This is a genomic window from Mesorhizobium terrae (genome assembly GCF_008727715.1).
GTDB lineage: Bacteria > Pseudomonadota > Alphaproteobacteria > Rhizobiales > Rhizobiaceae > Mesorhizobium > Mesorhizobium terrae.
The window spans coordinates 1775922-1795884 of record NZ_CP044218.1; the positions used below are offsets into that span (position 1 = coordinate 1775922).

15 protein-coding genes are annotated in these 19963 nt (G+C 63.8%); 13 read left to right on the forward strand and 2 right to left on the reverse strand.

Annotation, left to right across the window (positions count from 1 at the left end; translation table 11 throughout):
* Positions 1-45 precede the first annotated feature (45 nt).
* The 6 genes from FZF13_RS09740 to FZF13_RS09765 are packed head-to-tail and all read left to right on the forward strand — an operon-like array spanning position 46 to position 8709.
* A complete protein-coding gene (locus FZF13_RS09740; RefSeq protein ID WP_024923359.1) occupies positions 46-1932 on the forward strand; it encodes an extracellular solute-binding protein in 1887 nt (628 codons plus the stop codon).
* The gene (locus tag FZF13_RS09745) at positions 1932-3797 is read left to right on the forward strand and encodes an extracellular solute-binding protein (protein WP_024923358.1); all 1866 of its coding nucleotides are present in this window, start codon (positions 1932-1934) and stop codon (positions 3795-3797) included. Before FZF13_RS09740 ends, FZF13_RS09745 begins: the two co-directional genes overlap by 1 nt.
* Before the next feature lie 45 nt (positions 3798-3842).
* Positions 3843-4946 (forward strand): microcin C ABC transporter permease YejB, encoded by a 1104-nt coding sequence (locus FZF13_RS09750; RefSeq protein ID WP_024923357.1) that lies wholly within the window; start codon positions 3843-3845, stop codon positions 4944-4946.
* Positions 4943-6091, forward strand: a complete 1149-nt coding sequence (locus FZF13_RS09755; protein ID WP_024923356.1) for an ABC transporter permease — start codon at positions 4943-4945, stop codon at positions 6089-6091. Before FZF13_RS09750 ends, FZF13_RS09755 begins: the two co-directional genes overlap by 4 nt.
* On the forward strand, positions 6088-7719 hold the full coding sequence (locus tag FZF13_RS09760) for an ABC transporter ATP-binding protein (protein ID WP_024923355.1): 1632 nt from the start codon (positions 6088-6090) through the stop codon (positions 7717-7719). The genes FZF13_RS09755 and FZF13_RS09760 overlap by 4 nt, the downstream gene beginning before the upstream one ends.
* A 48-nt stretch (positions 7720-7767) precedes the next feature.
* Entirely contained in the window at positions 7768-8709 is a 942-nt protein-coding gene (locus FZF13_RS09765; RefSeq protein ID WP_024923354.1) for a 2-hydroxyacid dehydrogenase, read from the forward strand.
* A 71-nt stretch (positions 8710-8780) separates the two neighbouring features.
* On the opposite strand, the gene FZF13_RS09770 is transcribed toward FZF13_RS09765, so the two are convergent.
* Positions 8781-9125: a hypothetical protein gene (locus FZF13_RS09770; protein ID WP_024923353.1), complete on the reverse strand. Its 345-nt coding sequence runs from the start codon at positions 9123-9125 to the stop codon at positions 8781-8783.
* A gap of 134 nt (positions 9126-9259) precedes the next feature.
* Positions 9260-10963, reverse strand: a complete 1704-nt coding sequence (locus tag FZF13_RS09775; protein WP_024923352.1) for a long-chain fatty acid--CoA ligase — start codon at positions 10961-10963, stop codon at positions 9260-9262.
* Positions 10964-11024: 61 nt separating this feature from the next.
* Between FZF13_RS09775 and FZF13_RS09780 the strand changes: the two genes are divergently transcribed.
* From FZF13_RS09780 to hrpB, 7 genes are all read left to right on the forward strand, one after another.
* A complete protein-coding gene (locus FZF13_RS09780) occupies positions 11025-11984 on the forward strand; it encodes a hypothetical protein (RefSeq protein WP_024923351.1) in 960 nt (319 codons plus the stop codon).
* Positions 11985-12139: 155 nt separating this feature from the next.
* Entirely contained in the window at positions 12140-13732 is a 1593-nt protein-coding gene (locus tag FZF13_RS09785) for an ABC transporter substrate-binding protein (protein ID WP_024923350.1), read from the forward strand.
* 65 nt (positions 13733-13797) lie between these two features.
* Positions 13798-14805 (forward strand): ABC transporter permease subunit, encoded by a 1008-nt coding sequence (locus FZF13_RS09790; protein ID WP_024923349.1) that lies wholly within the window; start codon positions 13798-13800, stop codon positions 14803-14805.
* A gap of 1 nt (position 14806) precedes the next feature.
* Positions 14807-15724, forward strand: a complete 918-nt coding sequence (locus FZF13_RS09795) for an ABC transporter permease subunit (protein WP_024923348.1) — start codon at positions 14807-14809, stop codon at positions 15722-15724.
* A 1-nt stretch (position 15725) separates the two neighbouring features.
* Complete coding sequence (locus FZF13_RS09800; protein ID WP_024923347.1) at positions 15726-16577, forward strand: ABC transporter ATP-binding protein; 852 nt, start codon at positions 15726-15728, stop codon at positions 16575-16577.
* Positions 16574-17401, forward strand: a complete 828-nt coding sequence (locus FZF13_RS09805) for a dipeptide ABC transporter ATP-binding protein (protein WP_024923346.1) — start codon at positions 16574-16576, stop codon at positions 17399-17401. Before FZF13_RS09800 ends, FZF13_RS09805 begins: the two co-directional genes overlap by 4 nt.
* A gap of 86 nt (positions 17402-17487) precedes the next feature.
* Positions 17488-19944: an ATP-dependent helicase HrpB gene (gene hrpB, locus FZF13_RS09810; protein WP_024923345.1), complete on the forward strand. Its 2457-nt coding sequence runs from the start codon at positions 17488-17490 to the stop codon at positions 19942-19944.
* Positions 19945-19963: the final 19 nt, after the last annotated feature.

Genomic DNA, 19963 nt, shown 5'->3' on the forward strand with positions numbered 1-19963 from the left:
TAAAGTGCCGGCACGAACCGCCAGCCATAGGCAGAAGGATCACGAATGCAGCGTTTCCGGCTCGGTATGCCCTTGAAGTTCCTGGCGGCGGGTGCCGCCCTTGTCATCGGCATCCAGGCGGCATCGGCCGACGAATGGCGCACCACATCCTCGCTGCTCGGCGAATCGAAATACGGCGAGAATTTCCAGCGCTACGACTTCGTCAATCCTGACGCGCCCAAAGGCGGCACGCTGAATTCGACCGTCGTGGGCAGCTTCGACAGCTTCAATCCCTACATCGTTCAAGGCTCGCCGGCAGCTGGCTTCGCGGCGTTCGGCGGCGGCCTGCTTTATGACACGCTGATGGAACAGGCGATCGACGAAGGCAGCGTCAGCCATCCGCTGGTCGCGGAAGCCTACAAATACCCGGCGGACTATTCGTCAGCCACCTACCGCCTCGATCCGCGCGCGAAATGGCACGACGGCAAGCCGATCACCGTCGACGACGTAATCTGGTCGTTCAACGTGCTGAAGGCGAACAGCCCGATGTACAACCGCTATTTCGACAACGTCACCGAGGCGGTGGCGGTCGGCGACCGCGAGGTGGAATTCCGCTTCAACCAGAAGGGCAACCGCGAACTGCCCAAGATCATGGGCGACCTTGCCATCCTGCCGAAGCATTGGTGGGAAGGCACGGACGCCAAGGGCAACAAGCGCGACGTGACCAAGCCGACGCTGGAAATTCCGCTCGGCTCCGCTGCCTACAGGGTGAAAAGCTTCAAGGCCGGCGCCGAAATCGTCTGGGAACGGGTTCCCGATTACTGGGGAGCCAAACTGCCGGTGAAGATCGGCCGCGAGAATTTCGACACCAAGCGCTATGTCTATTTTCTCGATGACAGCGCTGCCTGGCTTGCCTTCACCAAGGGCGGGCTGGAAGACATCAACGCTGAAAACAGCGCCCGAGGCTGGATGACAAAATACGACTTCCCGGCACTGAAAGCCGGCGACGTCATCAAGAAGGAGTTCAAGGCCACCTCGCTGCAACGCATGCAGGGTTTCGGAATCAACACACGCCGGCCGCTGTTCCAGGATCGGCACGTGCGCCAGGCGCTGTCTTATCTCTACGATTTCGACACCATCAATCGCACCCAGTCCTTCGGGCTGAACACCCGCATCACCAGCTACTTCATCGGCAGCGAGGAGCTGGCCTCCAGCGGCCTGCCACAGGGCAAGGAGCTGGAAATCCTCAATCAATACAAGGACAAGCTTTCGCCGAAGCTCTTTACTGACGAATTCAAGATCCCCGCCTTCGATACGCCGCAGGCCGAGCGCAAGGTGTTGAAGGCCGCCGTGGACCTGTTCGCCCAGGCAGGATGGGCGATCAAGGACGGCAAGATGGTCAACACCAAGACCGGCCAGCCCTTCGCCTTCGAGATTCTCGACTTCCGGCAAGGCGCCGAGGCGACGCTCAATCCCTATGTCGCCATGCTGCGCAAGATCGGCATCGTCGCCACGCTGCGCTTCGTCGACAGCAGCCAGTACGTCAACCGCGTCCGCAATTTCGACTTTGACATGACGACCGTGGTGCTGCCGCAATCGGACTCCCCCGGCAACGAGCAGCGCGATTACTGGTCGTCAAAGGCAGCCGACTCGCCCGGTTCGCGCAATTATTCCGGCATCAAGGATCCGGTCGTCGATGCGCTGGTCGATCGCGTTATCTTCGCTTCCAACCGGGAAGATCAGGTTGCCGCGACCCGGGCGCTCGACCGCGTGCTGTTGTGGAATTTCTACGTGGTGCCACAGTTTTCGCGCCCGAATGTATGGCTGGCCTACTGGAACAAATTCGGCATTCCCGACAAGCAGCCGACCTATGTCGGGCCGGATCTCGATTCCTGGTGGATCGACGTCGATAAGGAAAAGGCGCTGGCCGCCAAATACAAGGGCCTCAATTGATGGCGGGCCCTTCCCGCCGCGAAGTGCTGGCGCTTGGCGCAGCGACCGCCGCAGCGACACTTCTGCCGAGCCGGGTCTTCGCCGCCAGCCCGACACAAACACCCCTTTACGGGCTCTCTGCCTTCGGCGACCTCAAATATGCGGTCAGTTTCAAGAACTTCGACTATGTGAACCCGGACGCTCCGAAGGGCGGCACGTTCAACTTCGCGCCGTCCAGCTGGGTGTTCAACCAGAACCCGCAGACCTTCAACACGCTGAATTCGTTCATTCTCAAGGGCGACGCGCCGCCCCGGATGGAACTGTGCTTCGATTCGCTCATGGCATCGGCGCTGGACGAGCCCGATTCATCGTACAGTCTGGTCGCCGAGACGGTGACGATTGCACCTGACCGCAATTCCTTCACCTTCAAGCTCAGGCCCGAAGCGCGTTTCCACGACGGTTCGCCGCTCACCGCGGAAGATGCCGCTTTCAGCTACAAGCTTCTGAAGACGGACGGCGCTCCGGATTTCTCCATTCCGCTCGCGCATCTCGCTGATGCCATCGCCGACGACAAGCAGACGCTGCGCCTGGTTTTCGACGGCAAACAGACCGAACGTCTCATCCTCTCGCTGATTGGCTTTCCGATCCTGTCCAAGGCCGATATCGAGGCCAATGGGTTCAAGGGCGGCATGCGTCCGTTGCTTGGCTCCGGCGCCTACAGGGTCGGCAAGGTGGCTGCCGGCCAGACCATCGAATATGAGCGCGTCGCCGATTATTGGGGCAAGGACTTGCCGGTAAATCGCGGCCAGAACAATTTCGACCGTATCCGCATCGATTTTTATCTCGAACGCCGCGCCAATTTCGAGGCTCTCAAGAAAGGCGACGTCTTCTTTCGCGAGGAATCCGTCTCGCGCAGCTGGGCGATCGACTATGATTTTCCGGCCGTCAAGGAAGGCAGGGTCGTCAAGCGCGAGTTCCCGACCGAGAAACGGCCGCGCATGCAGGCCATGGCGCTCAATCAGCGTCGCGACCGTTTTCACGACATCAAGGTGCGCGAGGCGATCGGCTTCTGCTTCGACTTCGAGTGGACGCAGCGGAACTTCTTCTACGGTCTCTACCAGCGCTCGCAATCGCTGTTCGAACTTTCCGATTATCGCGCCGAAGGCAAGCCGACCGCCGCCGAACTCGCCTTGATGGAGCCGTTGCGTGGCAAGGTTCCTGAAGAAGCATTCGGCGAGGCGGTGATGCAGCCGGTCTCCGACGGTTCGGGCCGAGACCGCAAGATGCTCGGCACCGCGTCAAGGCTGCTCGCCGAAGCCGGCTGGAAGCGTAATGGCGCCTTTGTCCAGAACGACAAGGGCGAAACGCTGACCCTGGAATTGCTGACCGACGAGGAGGTGTTTTCGCGCGTCCTCTCGCCTTTCGTCGAAAATATGCGCGCCATCGGCATAGACGCCACCTTCCGCATCGTCGACACGCCGCAATATCAGCGGCGCCTTTCGGCGTTCGATTTCGACCTGGTCGTGGTCGCGTTTCAGTTTTCACCGACGCCGACGAAGGACGACATGGAACAGTTCTTCCATTCGCGCAGTGCCGCGATGCCAGGCACCCGGAACTACGCCGGCGTCGCGGACCCGGCCGTCGACGCACTGATCGACGCGGTTGGTGTTGCCAAGGACCGGCAAAGCCTGGTCGTTGCCATGCACGCGCTCGATCGGGTCTTGCGCGCGCGGCACGACTGGATTCCAAACTATCTCAACGCGAATCACTGGGTGGCGTTCTGGGACATGTTCGGCTTCAAGGAGCCGAAACCGGACTATGCCTTCCCGGTGGAGACGCTTTGGTGGCTGGATAAGGACAAGGCGGCGAAGATTGGCAAAGCCTGACGGTTTGAACGGCATCCGACACAGCGACCCGCGAGGCAGAGCCTGATGGGCGCCTATATCCTGCGCCGCCTGCTGCTGATGATCCCGACGCTGTTCGGCATCATGGCGATTTCCTTCGCCGTGGTGCAGTTCGCGCCTGGCGGACCGGTCGAGCAGGTCATCGCCAAGCTGACCAACCAGGGCGGCAGCGCCAGCGACCGGCTGGGTGGCGGGGGTGGCGGCGATCTCGGCGGCACCAATTTCGACGTTGCCGGCGACGTGAGTTCGAAATACCGCGGCGCGCAGGGCCTCGATCCCGAATTCATCGCCAAGCTGGAGAAGCAGTTCGGCTTCGACAAGCCGCCGCTGGAGCGGTTCGGGCTGATGTTGTGGAACTATGCCCGCTTCGATTTCGGCGACAGCTATTTCCGCGACATTTCGGTGGTCGACCTGATCCTTGAAAAGATGCCGGTTTCGATCTCGATCGGCCTGTGGATCACCCTGCTTTCCTACCTGATCTCGATCCCGCTCGGCATCCGCAAGGCGGTGAAGGACGGCTCGCCCTTCGACACCTGGACCAGCGCCATCGTCATCATCGGCTACGCCATTCCGGGCTTCCTGTTCGGCATCCTGTTGATGATCCTGTTCGCCGGCGGCTCGTTCTGGGACTGGTTCCCGCTGCGCGGGCTGACCTCCGACAATTGGGACCAGCTGAGCTGGCCGCACCGCATCCTGGACTATTTCTGGCACCTCGCTCTGCCGCTGACGGCCATGGTGCTGTCGGCCTTCGCCACGACGACGCTTTTGACCAAGAACTCGTTTCTCGAGGAAATCCGCAAGCAGTATGTGGTGACCGCACGGGCGAAAGGCCTGTCGCAGCGACAGGTGCTTTATGGCCATGTCTTCCGCAACGCCATGCTGATCGTCATCGCCGGATTTCCAGGCGCCTTCATCTCGGCCTTCTTCTCCGGCTCACTGCTCATCGAAAACATCTTCTCGCTCGACGGGCTCGGCCTGCTCGGCTTCAAATCGGTGGTCGACCGCGACTATCCGGTCGTCTTCGCCAATCTCTACATCATGTCCCTGATCGGCCTGTTCATCAGCCTGATCTCCGATCTGACCTACACCTGGATCGATCCGCGCATCGACTTCGAGCGGAGGGACGTATGACAGCCGAACGTGCTGCCAATCCCGTCGCCGAGGTCGCACCGGTGGCGCGACCGCGCGTCTCCCCGCTCAACCAGCGCCGCTGGGCCAACTTCAAGGCCAACCGGCGCGGCTACTGGTCGTTGTGGATTTTCCTCGTCCTGTTCGTGCTGTCGCTGTTCGCCGAGTTCATCGCCAACGACAAGCCGATCATCGCCTCCTACAAGGGCGAGATCCTGTTCCCGGTGCTGGTCGCCTATCCGGAAGAGAAGTTCGGCGGTTTCTATGCCGTCACCGACTATCGCGACCCGGTCATCCGCGACGAGATCAACGCCAATGGCTGGATGATCTGGCCGCCGATCCGCTACTCCTATCGCACCGTCAACAACGCCGTGCCGGAGGCGGCGCCCGCCAAGCCTTCCTGGCAATACAGCGCCGACAAACGCTGCGTGCAATATCCGCAGAAGGCAGCCGACCCGGACTGCGTCGTCGGCAACTGGAACTGGCTCGGCACCGACGACCAGGCCCGCGACGTGCTGGCGCGCGTCATCTACGGCTTCCGCATTTCGGTGCTGTTCGGCCTGATACTGACCATCGGCTCGGCGTTGATCGGCGTCTCGGCGGGCGCCATTCAGGGCTATTTCGGCGGCTGGGTCGACCTCCTGTTCCAGCGTTTCATCGAAATCTGGTCGGCCATCCCGGTGCTCTATCTGCTGCTCATCGTGGCGGCGGTGCTGCCGCCGGGCTTCTTCATCCTGCTCGGCCTGATGCTGTTGTTCTCCTGGGTCGCCTTCGTCGGTGTCGTGCGCGCCGAATTCCTGCGCGCCCGCAACTTCGAATATGTCAACGCGGCCCGCGCGCTCGGCGTGCCGAACCACACCATCATCTTCCGCCACCTCTTGCCCAACGCCATGGTGGCGACGCTGACCTTCCTGCCTTTCATCCTCAACGGCTCGATCTCGACGCTGACGTCGCTCGATTTCCTCGGTTTCGGCCTGCCGCCCGGCTCGGCCTCGCTCGGCGAACTGCTGAAGCAAGGCCAGCGCAACCTCAACGCACCCTGGCTCGGCCTGTCCGGCTTTGTCGTCATTTCGCTGATGCTGTCGCTGCTGATCTTCATCGGCGAAGCGACCCGCGACGCCTTCGATCCGAGGAAGACGTTCAAGTGAGCGAGACCCCTCTTCTTTCCGTCCGCGACCTTTCGGTTGCCTTCCTGCAAGGCGGCAAGGTCTCGACCGCCGTCGACCACATTTCCTTCGACATCGCCAAGGGCGAAACCGTAGCGCTGGTCGGCGAATCCGGCTCCGGCAAGTCGGTTTCGGCGCTGTCGGTGCTGAAGCTTCTGCCCTATCCGCCCGCCAGCCATCCGTCGGGGCAGATCCTGTTCGGCGGCGAGGATCTGCTTTCGCTGGACGAGCGGCAGCTGCGGCGCGTGCGCGGCAACAAGATCACCATGATCTTCCAGGAGCCGATGACCTCGCTCAATCCGCTGCACACGATCGAGCGGCAGATCGGCGAGATCCTCAGAACGCACCAGGGCATGGGCGAGGCGCAGGCACGCAAGCGCACCGTGGAACTGCTCAACGAGGTCGGTATCCGCGAGCCGGAAAAACGGCTCGACGCCTATCCGCACCAGCTGTCCGGCGGCCAGCGCCAGCGCGTCATGATCGCCATGGCGCTCGGCAACGAACCGCAACTCCTGATCGCCGACGAGCCGACCACGGCGCTCGACGTGACGGTGCAGGCGCAGATCCTCGAATTGCTGGCCAGGCTCAAGCAGAAGAACGGCATGTCGATGCTGTTCATCACCCACGATCTCGGCATCGTGCGCAAGATCGCCGACCGCGTCTGCGTCATGACCAAGGGCAAGATCGTGGAGACCGGCCCGACCAGGGAAATCTTCGCCAATCCGCAGCATGCCTATACGCGGCATCTGCTTGCCGCCGAACCGAAAGGCCGGCCGCCGGTCGCCGACGAGACGGCCAAGGCGGTCATGCGCGGCAACGACATCAAGGTCTGGTTCCCGATCAAGCAGGGTTTCTTCCGCAAGACGGTCGATCACGTGAAGGCGGTGGACGGCATCGATGTCACCGTGCGCGCCGGCCAGACACTGGGCGTGGTCGGCGAATCCGGCTCCGGCAAGACGACGCTCGGCCTGGCGCTGTCGCGCATGATCTCGTCCACCGGCGCGATCCAGTTCGACGGCCGCGACATCAACAAGCTTTCGTTCGGCGCCATGCGACCGCTGCGCAGCGAATTGCAGATCGTCTTCCAGGATCCATTCGGCTCGCTCAGCCCGCGCATGTCGATAGCAGAGATCATCGAGGAAGGGCTGAAGATCCACGAGCCGAAGCTGACGCCCGACGAACGCGACACGCGTGTGGTCGACGTGTTGACCGAGGTCGGGCTCGATCCCACGACGCGCTTCCGCTATCCGCACGAATTCTCCGGCGGCCAGCGCCAGCGCGTGGCGATCGCGCGTGCCATGGTGCTGAAGCCGCGCTTCGTCATGCTGGACGAACCGACCTCGGCGCTCGACATGAGCGTGCAGGCGCAGGTTGTGGATCTGCTGCGCAGCCTGCAGGCCAAGCATAACCTCGCTTATCTGTTCATCAGCCACGATTTGAAGGTGATCCGGGCGCTCGCCAACGACGTCATTGTCATGCGCAACGGCAAGGTGGTCGAGGCTGGACCATCAGAACAAATTTTCGAGCGGCCGCAGACCGAGTATACTAAGGCCCTGATCTCGGCCGCCTTCCGCATCGAGACCGCGCCGCTCGGCGCCGTCAGCGAATAGCGGTCGGGCCTCAGCACATATTCGGGGGAAGAAGAAAGAATGCCTGTTCTGGACAAAGGCCGCATCCTGCTTTCCGTCACCGGGTTCCACCCGCAGCGCTGGCATGAGCTTCTTTCGGCCGAACGCGACGTGGTGACCGAGCCGGCCGGCAAGGACGACCCGTCGATCACCTATGCGGTGGTGTGGAAACACAAGCCGAACCTGCTTGCCGGCCTGCCCAATCTGCGCGCCATCTTTTCGATCGGCGCCGGCGTCGACCATATCTTCAACGATCCCGGCCTGCCCAACGTGCCGATCGTCAAGGTGGTGGCCGACAACCTCACCCAGTACATGACCGAATATGTGGTCTGGCGCGTTCTCGACCATCACCGCCAGGGCATGCTCTATCGCCACCAGCAACAGAAGAAGACCTGGCACGAGCCGCAACAACGGCCGGCCAACGATATTTCGGTCGGCATCATGGGGCTGGGCACGCTCGGCCGTGCGGCCGCCTCGGTGCTTTTGTCGCTGGGCTTTCGTGTCAATGGCTGGTCGCGCTCCGTGCGGCCGATGGAGGGTGTGACCACCTATGCTGGCGACAACGGGCTGATCCCCTTCCTCAACGCCACCGATATCCTGGTCGTGCTTCTGCCCTTGACGCCGACCACCCAGGGCATCGTCAACTACGGCCTGCTGAAGGAATTGCGGCGACGCAACGGGCTCGGCGGCGCCGTGCTGATCAATGCCGGCCGCGGCCGCCTGCAGAAGGATGCCGACATTCTGCGCGCGCTGGACGACGGCACCCTGAAGGAGGCAAGCCTCGACGTGTTCGAGGTGGAGCCGCTGCCCAAGACAAGCCCGCTATGGAGCCACCCGAAGGTCTATGTGACGCCGCATGCGGCCGCCACGTCGGACCCCAATCACCTGGTGCCGACCATGCTGGCTCAGATGGCAGCCGTGGAGCGCGGCGAGGCTCTGCAAAACACGGTCGACCGCGCCGCCGGCTACTAGGCTTTTCCAGCCCGGTCCGAGCCGCAGCACACCGCTTCAGACGCTGGACTTTTGGGCAGAAGCCGTCCCGATCAAGTCGTGGCCGGCTTCGGGATGCACTGACGCCGGATCAGCGAGCGGTTCATCGCATCGATCTGGGCGGAGGCCTTGTCGGATGATTGCCGCTTGGCCGACCGGATGTCCGGCAGCACTGGGCCGAGGCCGAGCGGCGTTTCAGCGAAGACCGGTTTGGCGTTCGACGTCAGCCCATTCGCCTTGGCGAGGCCATCGCGCTGCGCGATCAGTTGCTTGCATTCGACCTTGTCGTATTGCAGCGACGACTGCAGGTCGGCGTCCTGCCGCGATACCAGCGAGTAATCGCCGGCGCAGCCAGCCAGAAGCAGCAGCAGGACCAGAGCGGACGTTCTCGGCACCATCGGCGAATCTCCATCGGTAATGCCGGCAACTTCGCATGCCGGCACCATGGCCCGCAACCACGGCAACCGCAGCCTCGAAACGGCACGCTGCCCCCGCGCGAACAGCCGCGCCGCGAGCCCGATCTCAGCCGGAACTATCCGCGCAGTTCGCGCCTCAAGATCTTGCCGACATTGGTTTTCGGCAACTCGGTGCGGAACTCGATATATTTCGGCCGCTTGTAGCCGGTCAGGTTCTCGCGGCAATAGGCGAGCAGCGTCTCGACGGTCAGCCCCGGGTCCCTCTTGACGACGAACAATTTCGGCACTTCGCCCGAATGCTCGTCCGGCACGCCGATAGCGGCCACTTCCAGCACGCCAGGGTGCTGCGCCACCACGTCCTCCAGCTCGTTCGGATAGACGTTGAAGCCGGAAACCAGGATCATGTCCTTCTTGCGGTCGACGATCTTGGTGTAGCCCTTGTCGTCCATGAAGCCCATGTCGCCGGATTTGAAGAAGCCGTCGGCCGTCATCACCTTCGCGGTCTCGTCGGGACGGTTCCAGTAGCCGGCCATGACCTGCGGGCCTCTGATGCAGATCTCGCCGACCTCGCCGAAGGGCAGCGTATTGCCATCCTCGTCACGGATCGCGATTTCCGTCGACGGCAACGGCAGACCAATGGTTCCCGTGTAGTCGCCGGCGCTGAACTTGTTGGCCGTCGCCACGGGCGATGTCTCGGACAGGCCGTATCCTTCCGTGATGGCGCCGCCGGTCAACGCCTTCCAGCGATCCGCCACAGCCTTCTGCACCGCCATGCCACCGCCCAGCGTCAGGATCAGCGGCTTGAAGTCGAGCTTACGGAAATCCTCGTTGTTGAGGAGCGCGTTGAACAGCGTGTTGAGGCCCGGGAAGATGTTGAACGGGTATTTCTGCAGTTCCTTGACGAAGCCGGGAATGTCGCGCGGGTTGGGGATGAGGATGCAATGCGCGCCCATCTGCATGCCCATCATCGCGTTCACCGTCAGCGCGAAGATGTGATAGAGCGGCAGCGCGCAGATGTTGATCACCTGTGCCGGCCTCGGCTTCAAAACATAAGCGTCCTCGGTCCACAGCGCGTTCTGGGCGACATTGGCCAGGATGTTGGAGTGCAGCAGCGTCGCCCCTTTCGAGACGCCGGTGGTGCCGCCGGTATATTGCAGGAAGGCGACGTCGGAGAGCACAACCTTGACCGGCTTCAGGCTCATGCCCTGGCCGGCGCGCAGCGCGGCGCCGAAGCGCACATGCCCCGGTAGCGACCAGGCCGGCACCATCTTCTTCACCCGCCGTACGACGAAATTGACGATCGCGCCCTTGAGGCCGCCCAGCAATTCGCCCATCGACGCGACGACGACATGCTTGACCTGGGTGCGGGCGATGACCGCCTGCAAGGTGGTGGCGAAATTCTCCAGGATGACGATCGCCTCGGCGCCGGAATCCTTCAGCTGGTGCTCAAGCTCGCGCGGCGTGTAGAGCGGGTTGACGTTGACGACGATGTAACCGGCCCGCAGCACCGCCATCATCGCCACAGGATACTGCAAAACGTTCGGCATCATCAACGCGACGCGGGCCCCCGGCTTGAGGCCGAGCGATTGCAGATAAGCGCCGAACCCGGCCGAAAGCCGCTCGAGCTCGGCATAGGTCAGCGTCTTGCCCATGCAGGTGTAGGCAGGACGGCTGGCGAACTGCCGGCAGGTGTCGACCAGGAAATCGCCGATCGAAGCCGCCGGCATCGGTCCGAGTTCGGCCGGGATGTTTTTCGGGTAGCTGGCGAGCCAGGGTTTTGCCGCTTGGCCGGCGGCCAGTGCCGCGATCGCCTTTGGCAGCTCCTTCGCGCTGGCCGCGGCAGCGGTGGTCTTCGCAGGTTTGGCAGCAGGCTTCGCTGTCTTGGCAGCCTTTGCCGGAGCCTTGCCGGCGGCCTTCACCGGGGCCTTGGGCGCGGCTGTAACCTTCGCCGCATCGGTCTTTGCAGCAGCCTTCGCCTGCTGCGGTTTGGACTTCGCTGCCGCCTTCTTCGCAGGCCGTTTCGCGGCAGCGGCAACCGCCGGCGGCGCGGTCTTGGCAGGGACTGGTTTCGAGGCTGCGGTCTTGGCCGGTTTTTTCGCCGGCGCCGCCGCTTTCTTCACCGCTGGGGCCGGTTTTGCCGGAGCCGTTTCGGCCTTGGCTACGACGGCCTTTGCCGGTGCCTTCGCGGTCGAGGTTTTTGTCGGGGCCGTAACCGGCTTGGCCGGAGCGACAGGTTTCGCGGAGACGGTTTTGGCGGCCGTGGGCTTGGCTGGCGCTTTCGCCGAAGCCGCCTTCCTGGATGACTGGGCCGAAGATGCCACAGGAGCGGTCTTGGTGGACTTTGCGGACACTGCCTTGGGTGCCGTGGGCTTCGATGCCGGCTTTGCGGCGGGCGCGGCCTTACCTGCACTGGTCGCCTTGGCTGCAGTCGTCTTGGGCGGCGCTGCCTTGACGGCGGGTTTTCCCGCCGCGGCCTTCGCTTTCACCGGCGCTTTCGCTGCGGCGGCTGGCGCCTTGCTCGCTGCCTTCGTCGCACCCGTCGTCTTCGCTGCCTTCACCACGTGCTCCTCCCTGGACGATAGCTGGGCCGGCCAGGCCCCTCTTGGGTGGGGGCTTGTGCGATGCGACCGACGCCGATTGGCGCTGAAAACCCTTCTGTCGACTATGTATTGCGACAATTCATCGCCGTGCAAGTCTTGCCCCAACGGCACCCGGGCAGGATTCTGCGACGCGATGCCTATAGCCCGCTGGGCGCGTCCTTTTTTGCCCGAATGGGTCGTAGGAGGTTTTTGCACCTCAACGAAAGATACAGGCTTTCACATTCCCGTGATAAGCAAATAGCGAAACATTTATATCGCAATTTTCAAGTCTGATAGAATTTCATTCCCAAACCGGCCTGCTAGGCAGACAGGGAGTTCCAATACCACAAAAACGGTGCTTATATGCGCGCTTCGCGAGCCTATAGAGGGGCTTGGCAGAACACCAGGGAGTGCTCAATGAAAACGAAACTGACTTTTGCGGCCGCGTTGCTGGCCGCAACCGTCATTGGTGGCGTGGCGAACGCCAAGCAGTTGGTTTACTGCTCCGAAGCGTCGCCGGCAGGCTTCGATCCGTCGCCGTGGAGCGGCGGCAACGACTTCGACGCATCGTCGCGCACCATCTATTCGCGTCTGGTCGAATTCGACCATGGCAAGACCACCATCTCGCCCGGCCTCGCCGAGAGCTGGACCGTTTCCGACGACGGCAAGGAATACACCTTCAAGCTGCGCAAGGGCGTGAAGTTCCAGACCACCGATTGGTTCAAGCCGACCCGTGAACTCACCGCCGAAGACGTCAAGTTCTCCTTCGAGCGCCAGTGGAAGAAGGACAGCCCGTGGTACAGCTACCTGGCCGGCACCGGCTGGGAATACTTCGCCGGCATGGGCTTCCCGGACCTGCTCAAGGAAATCGTCGTGGTCGACGACCACACCGTCAAGTTCGTGCTGAACAAGCCGGAAGTCGCCTTCCTGCCCGACCTCGGCATGGACTTCGCCTCGATCGTGTCGAAGGAATATGCCGACCAGCTCCAGAAGGCCGGCACGCTGCAGCAGTTCTCGCAGAAGCCCGTCGGCACCGGCCCGTTCCAGTTCGTCGACTACCAGGTTGACGCGGTCATCCGCTATCAGGCCTGGGACGGCTATTTCGGCGGCCGCCAGAAGATCGACGACCTGATCTTCGCGATCACCACGGACCCGGCGGTCCGCGCACAGAAGCTGAAGGCCGGCGAGTGCGATATCATGTCCTATCCGGCCCCGGCGGACATCGCCGGCCTGAAGGCTGATACCAACCTCCACGTTGCCGAGCAGGAAGGCCTGAACATCGGCTACATGGCCTACAACACGACCGTCGCGCCGTTCGACAAGGTCGAGGTCCGCAAGGCCCTCAACATGGCCGTCAACAAGCAGGCGATCATCGACGCGGTCTATCAGGGCGCCGGCCAGGTGGCCGTCAACCCGATCCCGCCGACGATGTGGTCCTACAACAAGGACATCAAGGACGATCAGTACGATCCTGAAGCGTCCAAGAAGATGCTGGCCGAAGCAGGCGTCAAGGATCTCAAGATGAAGATCTGGGCGATGCCGGTGTCGCGTCCGTACAACCCGAACGCCCAGCGCGTCGCGGAGCTGATCCAGGCTGACTATGCCAAGGTCGGCGTCAAGGCCGAGATCGTCTCCTATGAGTGGACCGAATACCGCGAACGCGGCAAGGCCAAGGATCGTGACGGCGCCTTCCAGCTCGGCTGGACCGGCGATAACGGCGACCCGGACAACTTCCTGTTCCTGCTCGGCTGCTCGGCCATCGGCCAGTCCAACTACGCGATCTGGTGCAACAAGGAGTTCGAGGACCTGCTGCAGAAGGGCAAGGCCACCACGGACGTCGCCGAACGCACCAAGATCTATGAGAAGGCCCAGGAAGTGTTCAAGAAGGAAGCCCCGTGGCTGACGATTGCGCACTCCAAGGTGTTCATGCCGATGAACAAGAAGGTCGTCGGTTTCGCCATGGATCCGCTCGGCATCCACCGTTTCGACGGTGTTGACGTCACCGAATAAGGCTTCAAACGCTAAATAGGGAACGGCGGCGCTGGACTTTCAGCGCCGCCGTTTTATTAAGGTCCATGTTCCGCTATCTACTCCACAAACTGGCGCTCATCGTGCCAACCATCTTCGGCATCTCGCTGGCGGCCTTTGCCTTCGTAAGGCTTCTGCCCGGCGACCCGATCCTCGCTATGGCAGGCGAGCGCGGCGTAAGCCCCGAACGCTATGCAGAACTCATCGAACGCTTCGGCTTCAACCGCCCGTATGTCGTTCAGTATTTCGATTACATCGTGAACGTCCTGTCCGGCGATTTCGGCATCTCGCTCTCCACGAAGCGGCCGGTTTTCGGCGAATTCATGACGCTGTTCCCGGCGACGCTCGAACTCGCCACCGTCGCCCTCATCATCGCCATCGTGATCGGTATTCCCGCCGGCATTTTCGCCGCCGTCAAGCGCGGTTCCTGGTTCGACCAGGCCACCATGGGCGTGGCGCTGACCGGCTATTCGATGCCGATCTTCTGGTGGGGCCTGCTGCTGATCATCTTCTTCTCCGGCTATCTTGGCTGGACCCCGGTTTCCGGCCGCATCGGCCTGCAATATTTCTTCAAGCCCGTCACCGGCTTCATGCTGATCGACAGCCTGATTTCGGGCCGGCCCGGCGCATTTTCCTCGGCCGTCAGTCACCTCATCCTGCCGTCGATCGTGCTCGCCACGATCCCGCTTGCCGTCATCGCACGACAAACGCGATCAGCCATGCTCGAGGTGCTGGGCGAAGACTATGTGCGCACCGCGCGAGCCAAGGGCCTCGCGCCACGTCGCGTCATCGGCCTGCATGCCTTCCGCAACGCGCTGATCCCGGTCGTCACCACGATCGGCCTGCAGGTCGGCACGCTGATGGCCGGCGCCATCCTCACCGAGACGATCTTTTCCTGGCCAGGTATCGGCAAGTGGATGATCGACGCCATCGGCAAGCGCGACTACGTCGTCGTGCAGAGCGGGCTGCTCATCATAGCCCTCATCGTCATGGCCGTGAATCTCGTCGTTGACGTGCTCTACGCCGTCATCAACCCCCGTATCCGGGTACAATGACATGACTGATCAAACCGCAGGCGAGAACACCGCCGCCACGGTGCCCACCGGCCCCCGGCAGCGCGCACTCGCCGAATTCTGGCACTACTATTCCATGAACACCGGCGCCGTCATCGGCCTGGTGGTGTTCACCCTCCTTGTCCTGATGGCTGTCTTCGCGCCTTTGGTGGCACCACATCTGCCGGACGAACAGTTCCGCGATTCGCTGCTCACCCCGCCGGCCTGGTATGAAGGTGGCAAGTCAACGTTCCTGCTGGGCACCGACGCGGTCGGCCGCGACATCCTCTCGCGGCTGATCTATGGCGCGCGCTATTCGCTGTTCATCGGCCTTATCGTCGTCGTCTTCGCGCTGTCGTCTGGCATCGTGCTCGGCGTGCTGGCCGGTTATTTCCGCGGCTGGGTCGACGCGCTGATCATGCGCGTGATGGACATCATCCTCGCCTTCCCGTCGCTGCTTCTGGCGCTGGTGCTGGTGGCGATCCTCGGGCCCGGCCTGTTCAACGCCATGCTCGCCATCGCGCTGGTGCTGCAACCGCACTTCGCCCGCCTCACCCGCGCGGCCGTCATGGCCGAAAAGAACCGCGAATATGTCGTCTCGGCCAAGGTCGCCGGCGCCAGCCATATCAGGATGATGCTGGTGACAATCCTGCCGAACTGCGTGGCGCCGCTGATCGTGCAGGCGACGATGTCGTTCTCCAACGCCATTCTGGAAGCCGCGGCACTCGGCTTCCTCGGCATGGGCGCGCAGCCGCCGACGCCGGAATGGGGCACGATGCTGGCCTCGGCACGCGAGTTCATCCTGCGCGCGCCATGGGTCGTCACCTTCCCCGGCCTCGCAATCCTGATCACCGTGCTCGCCATCAATCTGATCGGCGACGGTCTGCGCGACGCGCTCGACCCCAAGCTGAAGAGGTCTTGAGATGGCGTTGCTGGAAATCAAGAACCTGACGGTCTCGTTCGACACATCGAGCGGACCGTTCATGGCGGTGAAGGGCATCGACCTTGCGATCGAACCGCGCGAAGTGCTGGCGATCGTCGGCGAATCCGGCTCGGGCAAGTCGGTCTCGATGCTGGCGGTGATGGGCCTGTTGCCGCCCTCGGCTACGGTCAAGGCGGACCGCATGAGCTTCAACGGCGTCGACCTGCTCGGCCTCGACGCGGCCGAGCGCCGCAAGATCGTCGGCAAGGACATCTCGATGATCTTCCAGGAGCCGATCGCCAGCCTGAACCCGTGCTTTACGGCCGGCTACCAGATCGAGGAAGTGCTGCGCGTGCATATGGGCATGGACCGCGTCCAGCGCCGCGCCCGCGCCATCGAACTCCTGACCCTGGTCGGCATTCCCGAACCGGAGGAGCGGCTCAATTCCTTCCCGCACCAGATGTCGGGCGGCCAGTGCCAGCGCATCATGATCGCCATGGCGATCGCCTGCAATCCGAAGCTTTTGATCGCCGACGAGCCGACCACCGCGCTAGACGTCACCATCCAGAAGCAGATCCTCGACCTTCTGGTCCGCCTGCAGGCCGAATACGGCATGGGGCTGATCATGATCACCCACAATATGGGCGTGGTCGCCGAAACGGCGGACCGCGTCATCGTGCAATACAAGGGCACGAAGATGGAAGAGGCCGACGTGTTGTCGCTGTTCGAAAACCCGAAGAGCAACTACACGCGCGCGCTGCTTTCGGCGCTGCCGGACAATGCCACCGGCGACCGGCTGCCGACCGTCTCCGACATGCTCTTCGAGCCCGCTATTTCGGGAGCCGCCTCATGACCGTCGTCGTCGAAGGAAAGACCATCAAGCGCGACTACCATGTCGGTGGCGGCATGTTCCGGCCGGCCCGCACCGTGCATGCGGTCAAGGGCGTGTCGTTCTCGGTCGAGAAGGGCAAGACGCTGGCCATCGTCGGCGAATCCGGCTGCGGCAAGTCCACGCTGGCACGCATCATCACGCTGATCGACGCGCCGACCGCCGGCGAGCTGTTCATCGACGGCAACAAGGTCGACATCGCCAAGGACGGCCTGTCCAAGGAGATGCGCCGCAAGGTGCAGATCGTGTTCCAGAACCCCTACGGGTCGCTCAACCCGCGCCAGAAGATCGGCGATATCCTGGGCGAACCGCTGGTCATCAACACCGACGTTCCGGCTTCCGAACGGCGCGACCGCGCCATGGCGATGCTGAAGAAGGTCGGCCTCGGCCCCGAGCACTACAACCGCTACCCGCACATGTTCTCGGGCGGCCAGCGCCAGCGCATCGCGATCGCGCGCGCGCTGATGCTGAATCCGAGCCTGCTGGTGCTGGACGAGCCGGTCTCCGCGCTCGATCTTTCGGTGCAGGCGCAAGTGCTCAATCTGCTCGCCGACCTGCAGGACGAATTCCAGCTGACCTATGTCTTCATCAGCCACGATCTGTCGGTGGTGCGCTACATCGCCGACGATGTCATGGTGATGTATTTCGGCGAGGCGGTCGAATACGGCTCGCGCGAAGAGGTCTTCGCCAACCCTCAGCACAGCTACACCAAGACGCTGTTCGCCGCGACGCCGCGTGCCGATGTCGAAAGCATCAAGGCAAGGTTGGCTCGCAAGAAGGCGGCCTGAGGGCCGCTCTTCGTGCTTGCGCGACCGGACACCGTGAACCGCGTCGGCCTGCGCGCCGTCGCGGCTGACATGCGGTCGTCGTCCCCATGATTGCAGCCACCTTACCTGATCTTCCCGTCACCGCGGTGCTGCCGGCGCTGGCCGACGCGCTCGCCGGCAAAAACAGTGCCGTGCTGGTGGCGCCGCCCGGCGCCGGCAAGACGACGCTGGTGCCGCTTGCCCTGCTCGACGCGCCCTGGCTCGGTTCCGGCAAGATCGTGCTTCTGGAGCCGCGGCGGCTCGCCGCGCGCGCTGCGGCCAGGCGCATGGCCGCCCTGCTTGGCGAAGAGCCCGGCGGCACGGTCGGCTATGCCATGCGCATGGAGAACCGTACCTCGGCCAGGACACGCATCCTCGTCGTCACGGAAGGTGTTCTGGCCCGCATGATCCTCGACGACCCGGAGCTGCCGGGTGTCTCGGCGGTGATCTTCGACGAATTCCACGAGCGCTCGCTGGACGGCGATTTCGGGCTGGCGCTGGCACTCGACGTGCAGGGCGCGCTGCGGGCGGACCTGCGCCTTCTGGTGATGTCGGCGACGCTGGACGGCGCGCGCGTCGCCAGGCTCCTGTCCGGTGCCCCGGTGATCGAAAGCGAGGGCCGCAGTTTCCCGGTCGATATCCGCTATCAGGAGCGCGCCGGCGGCGTGCCCATCGAGGAGGCGACGGTTAAAGCCATCCGCGCGGCGCTCGCCGACGAGACCGGCAGCGTGCTTGCCTTCCTGCCCGGACAACGCGAGATCGAACGCACGGCCGAGCAACTCGCCGGCCGCGTCGGCGCGGACACCGACGTCGTGCCGCTTTACGGCCAGCTCGACGGCAAGGCACAGGACGCCGCTATTCGCCCGGCGGCAGAAGGGCGGCGCAAAGTGGTGTTGGCCACCGCTATCGCGGAAACCTCGATCACCATCGACGGCGTGCGCGTCGTCATCGATTCCGGCCTGTCACGACTGCCGAAATACGAACCGGCCAGCGGCCTGACCCGGCTGGAGACGGTGCGCGCCTCGCGCGCCTCGGCCGACCAGCGCGCCGGTCGCGCCGGCCGTACCCAGCCGGGCGTCGCCATCCGCTTGTGGCGGGCCGAGCAGACCGCGGCGCTGCCAGCCTTCACGCCGCCGGAAATCCTCGAAGCGGACCTCTCGGGGCTGATGCTGGACTGCGCCGCATTCGGTGTCGCCGATCCCGCCAGCCTCGCCTTTCTGGACACGCCGCCGGCCCCGGCACTGGCCGAGGCGCGCGCGCTGCTCAAGGCACTGCATGCCATCGATGACAGCGGGCGGCTGACGCAATCCGGTGCCGCCATGCGCAAGCTGGCACTGCCGGTCCGACTCGCCCACATGGTTGCCGAGGCGGGTCCTGGCCGCGCGCAGGATGCGGCCCGGCTCGCCGTCCTGCTCACGGAACGCGGTCTGGGCGGTGACAGCGCCGATCTCGAACGGCGGCTGATGCGCTTCGCCTCGGATCGTTCGCCACGCGCCAATGCGGCGCGCCAGCTGGCGGATCGACTGGCGCGCACGGTCTCGTCGGCCGGACACGAAGCCGGCACGGCCGGCGCCCTGCTTATCAACGCCTGGCCCGACCGCGTCGCCAAGGCGCGCGGCGAGCGTGGCCGCTTCGTGCTCGCCAATGGTTCCGGCGCGATGCTCGACGGTGCCGACCCGCTCGCCGGAGAACCCTTCCTCGTCGTGGCCGACCTGCAGGGCAAGGCGCAGAATGCACGCATCACCGCGGCGGCAGCAGCCAGCGAGACGGAAATCCGCGACGCGCTCGCCGACCGCGTCGAGAGCCGGCGCGAAACCAGCTTCGACCGCGACAGGCGCGTGGTGCGCGTGCGCGAGACGGTTCGGCTCGGCGCCATCGTGTTGGCGGAGCGGATGCTGCCGGCCCCGTCCGGCGCCGACGCCGACCGCGCCATTCTCGATGCCCTGCGCGAACACGGGTTGACGCTGCTGCCCTGGAACAAGGAAGCGGAGACCATGCGCAACCGCCTCGCCTGGCTGCACCGCGGCCTTGGCGCGCCCTGGCCGGAGATGAGCGAGGCGGCGCTGATCGAAAGACTGGACGACTGGCTGGCCCCCTTCCTCACCGGCAAGGCTTCATTCGATGCGATTTCAGGTGCGGCGCTGATCGACGGATTGACCAGCCTGGTGCCGCACGACCTGCAGCGCCGGATCGATGCGCTGGCGCCGACCCATTTCGACGCGCCCTCCGGCAGCCGTGTTCCCATTCGCTACGATGGCGAGGCGCCGGTGCTGGCGATCCGCGTGCAGGAACTTTTCGGCCTCGGCCGTCATCCTTCGATCGCCAACGACACGGTGCCGTTGACGCTGGAACTGTTGTCGCCGGCACACCGGCCGATCCAGACGACCAGGGATCTGCCCGGTTTCTGGCGCGGTTCCTGGGCCGATGTGCGTTCGGACATGCGCGGCCGCTACCCCAGGCATGTCTGGCCGGAAAACCCGCTCGAGGCAGCCGCCACCAGCCGCGCCAAGCCACGCGGCACCTGAACGACCGCTCCGAACTGGC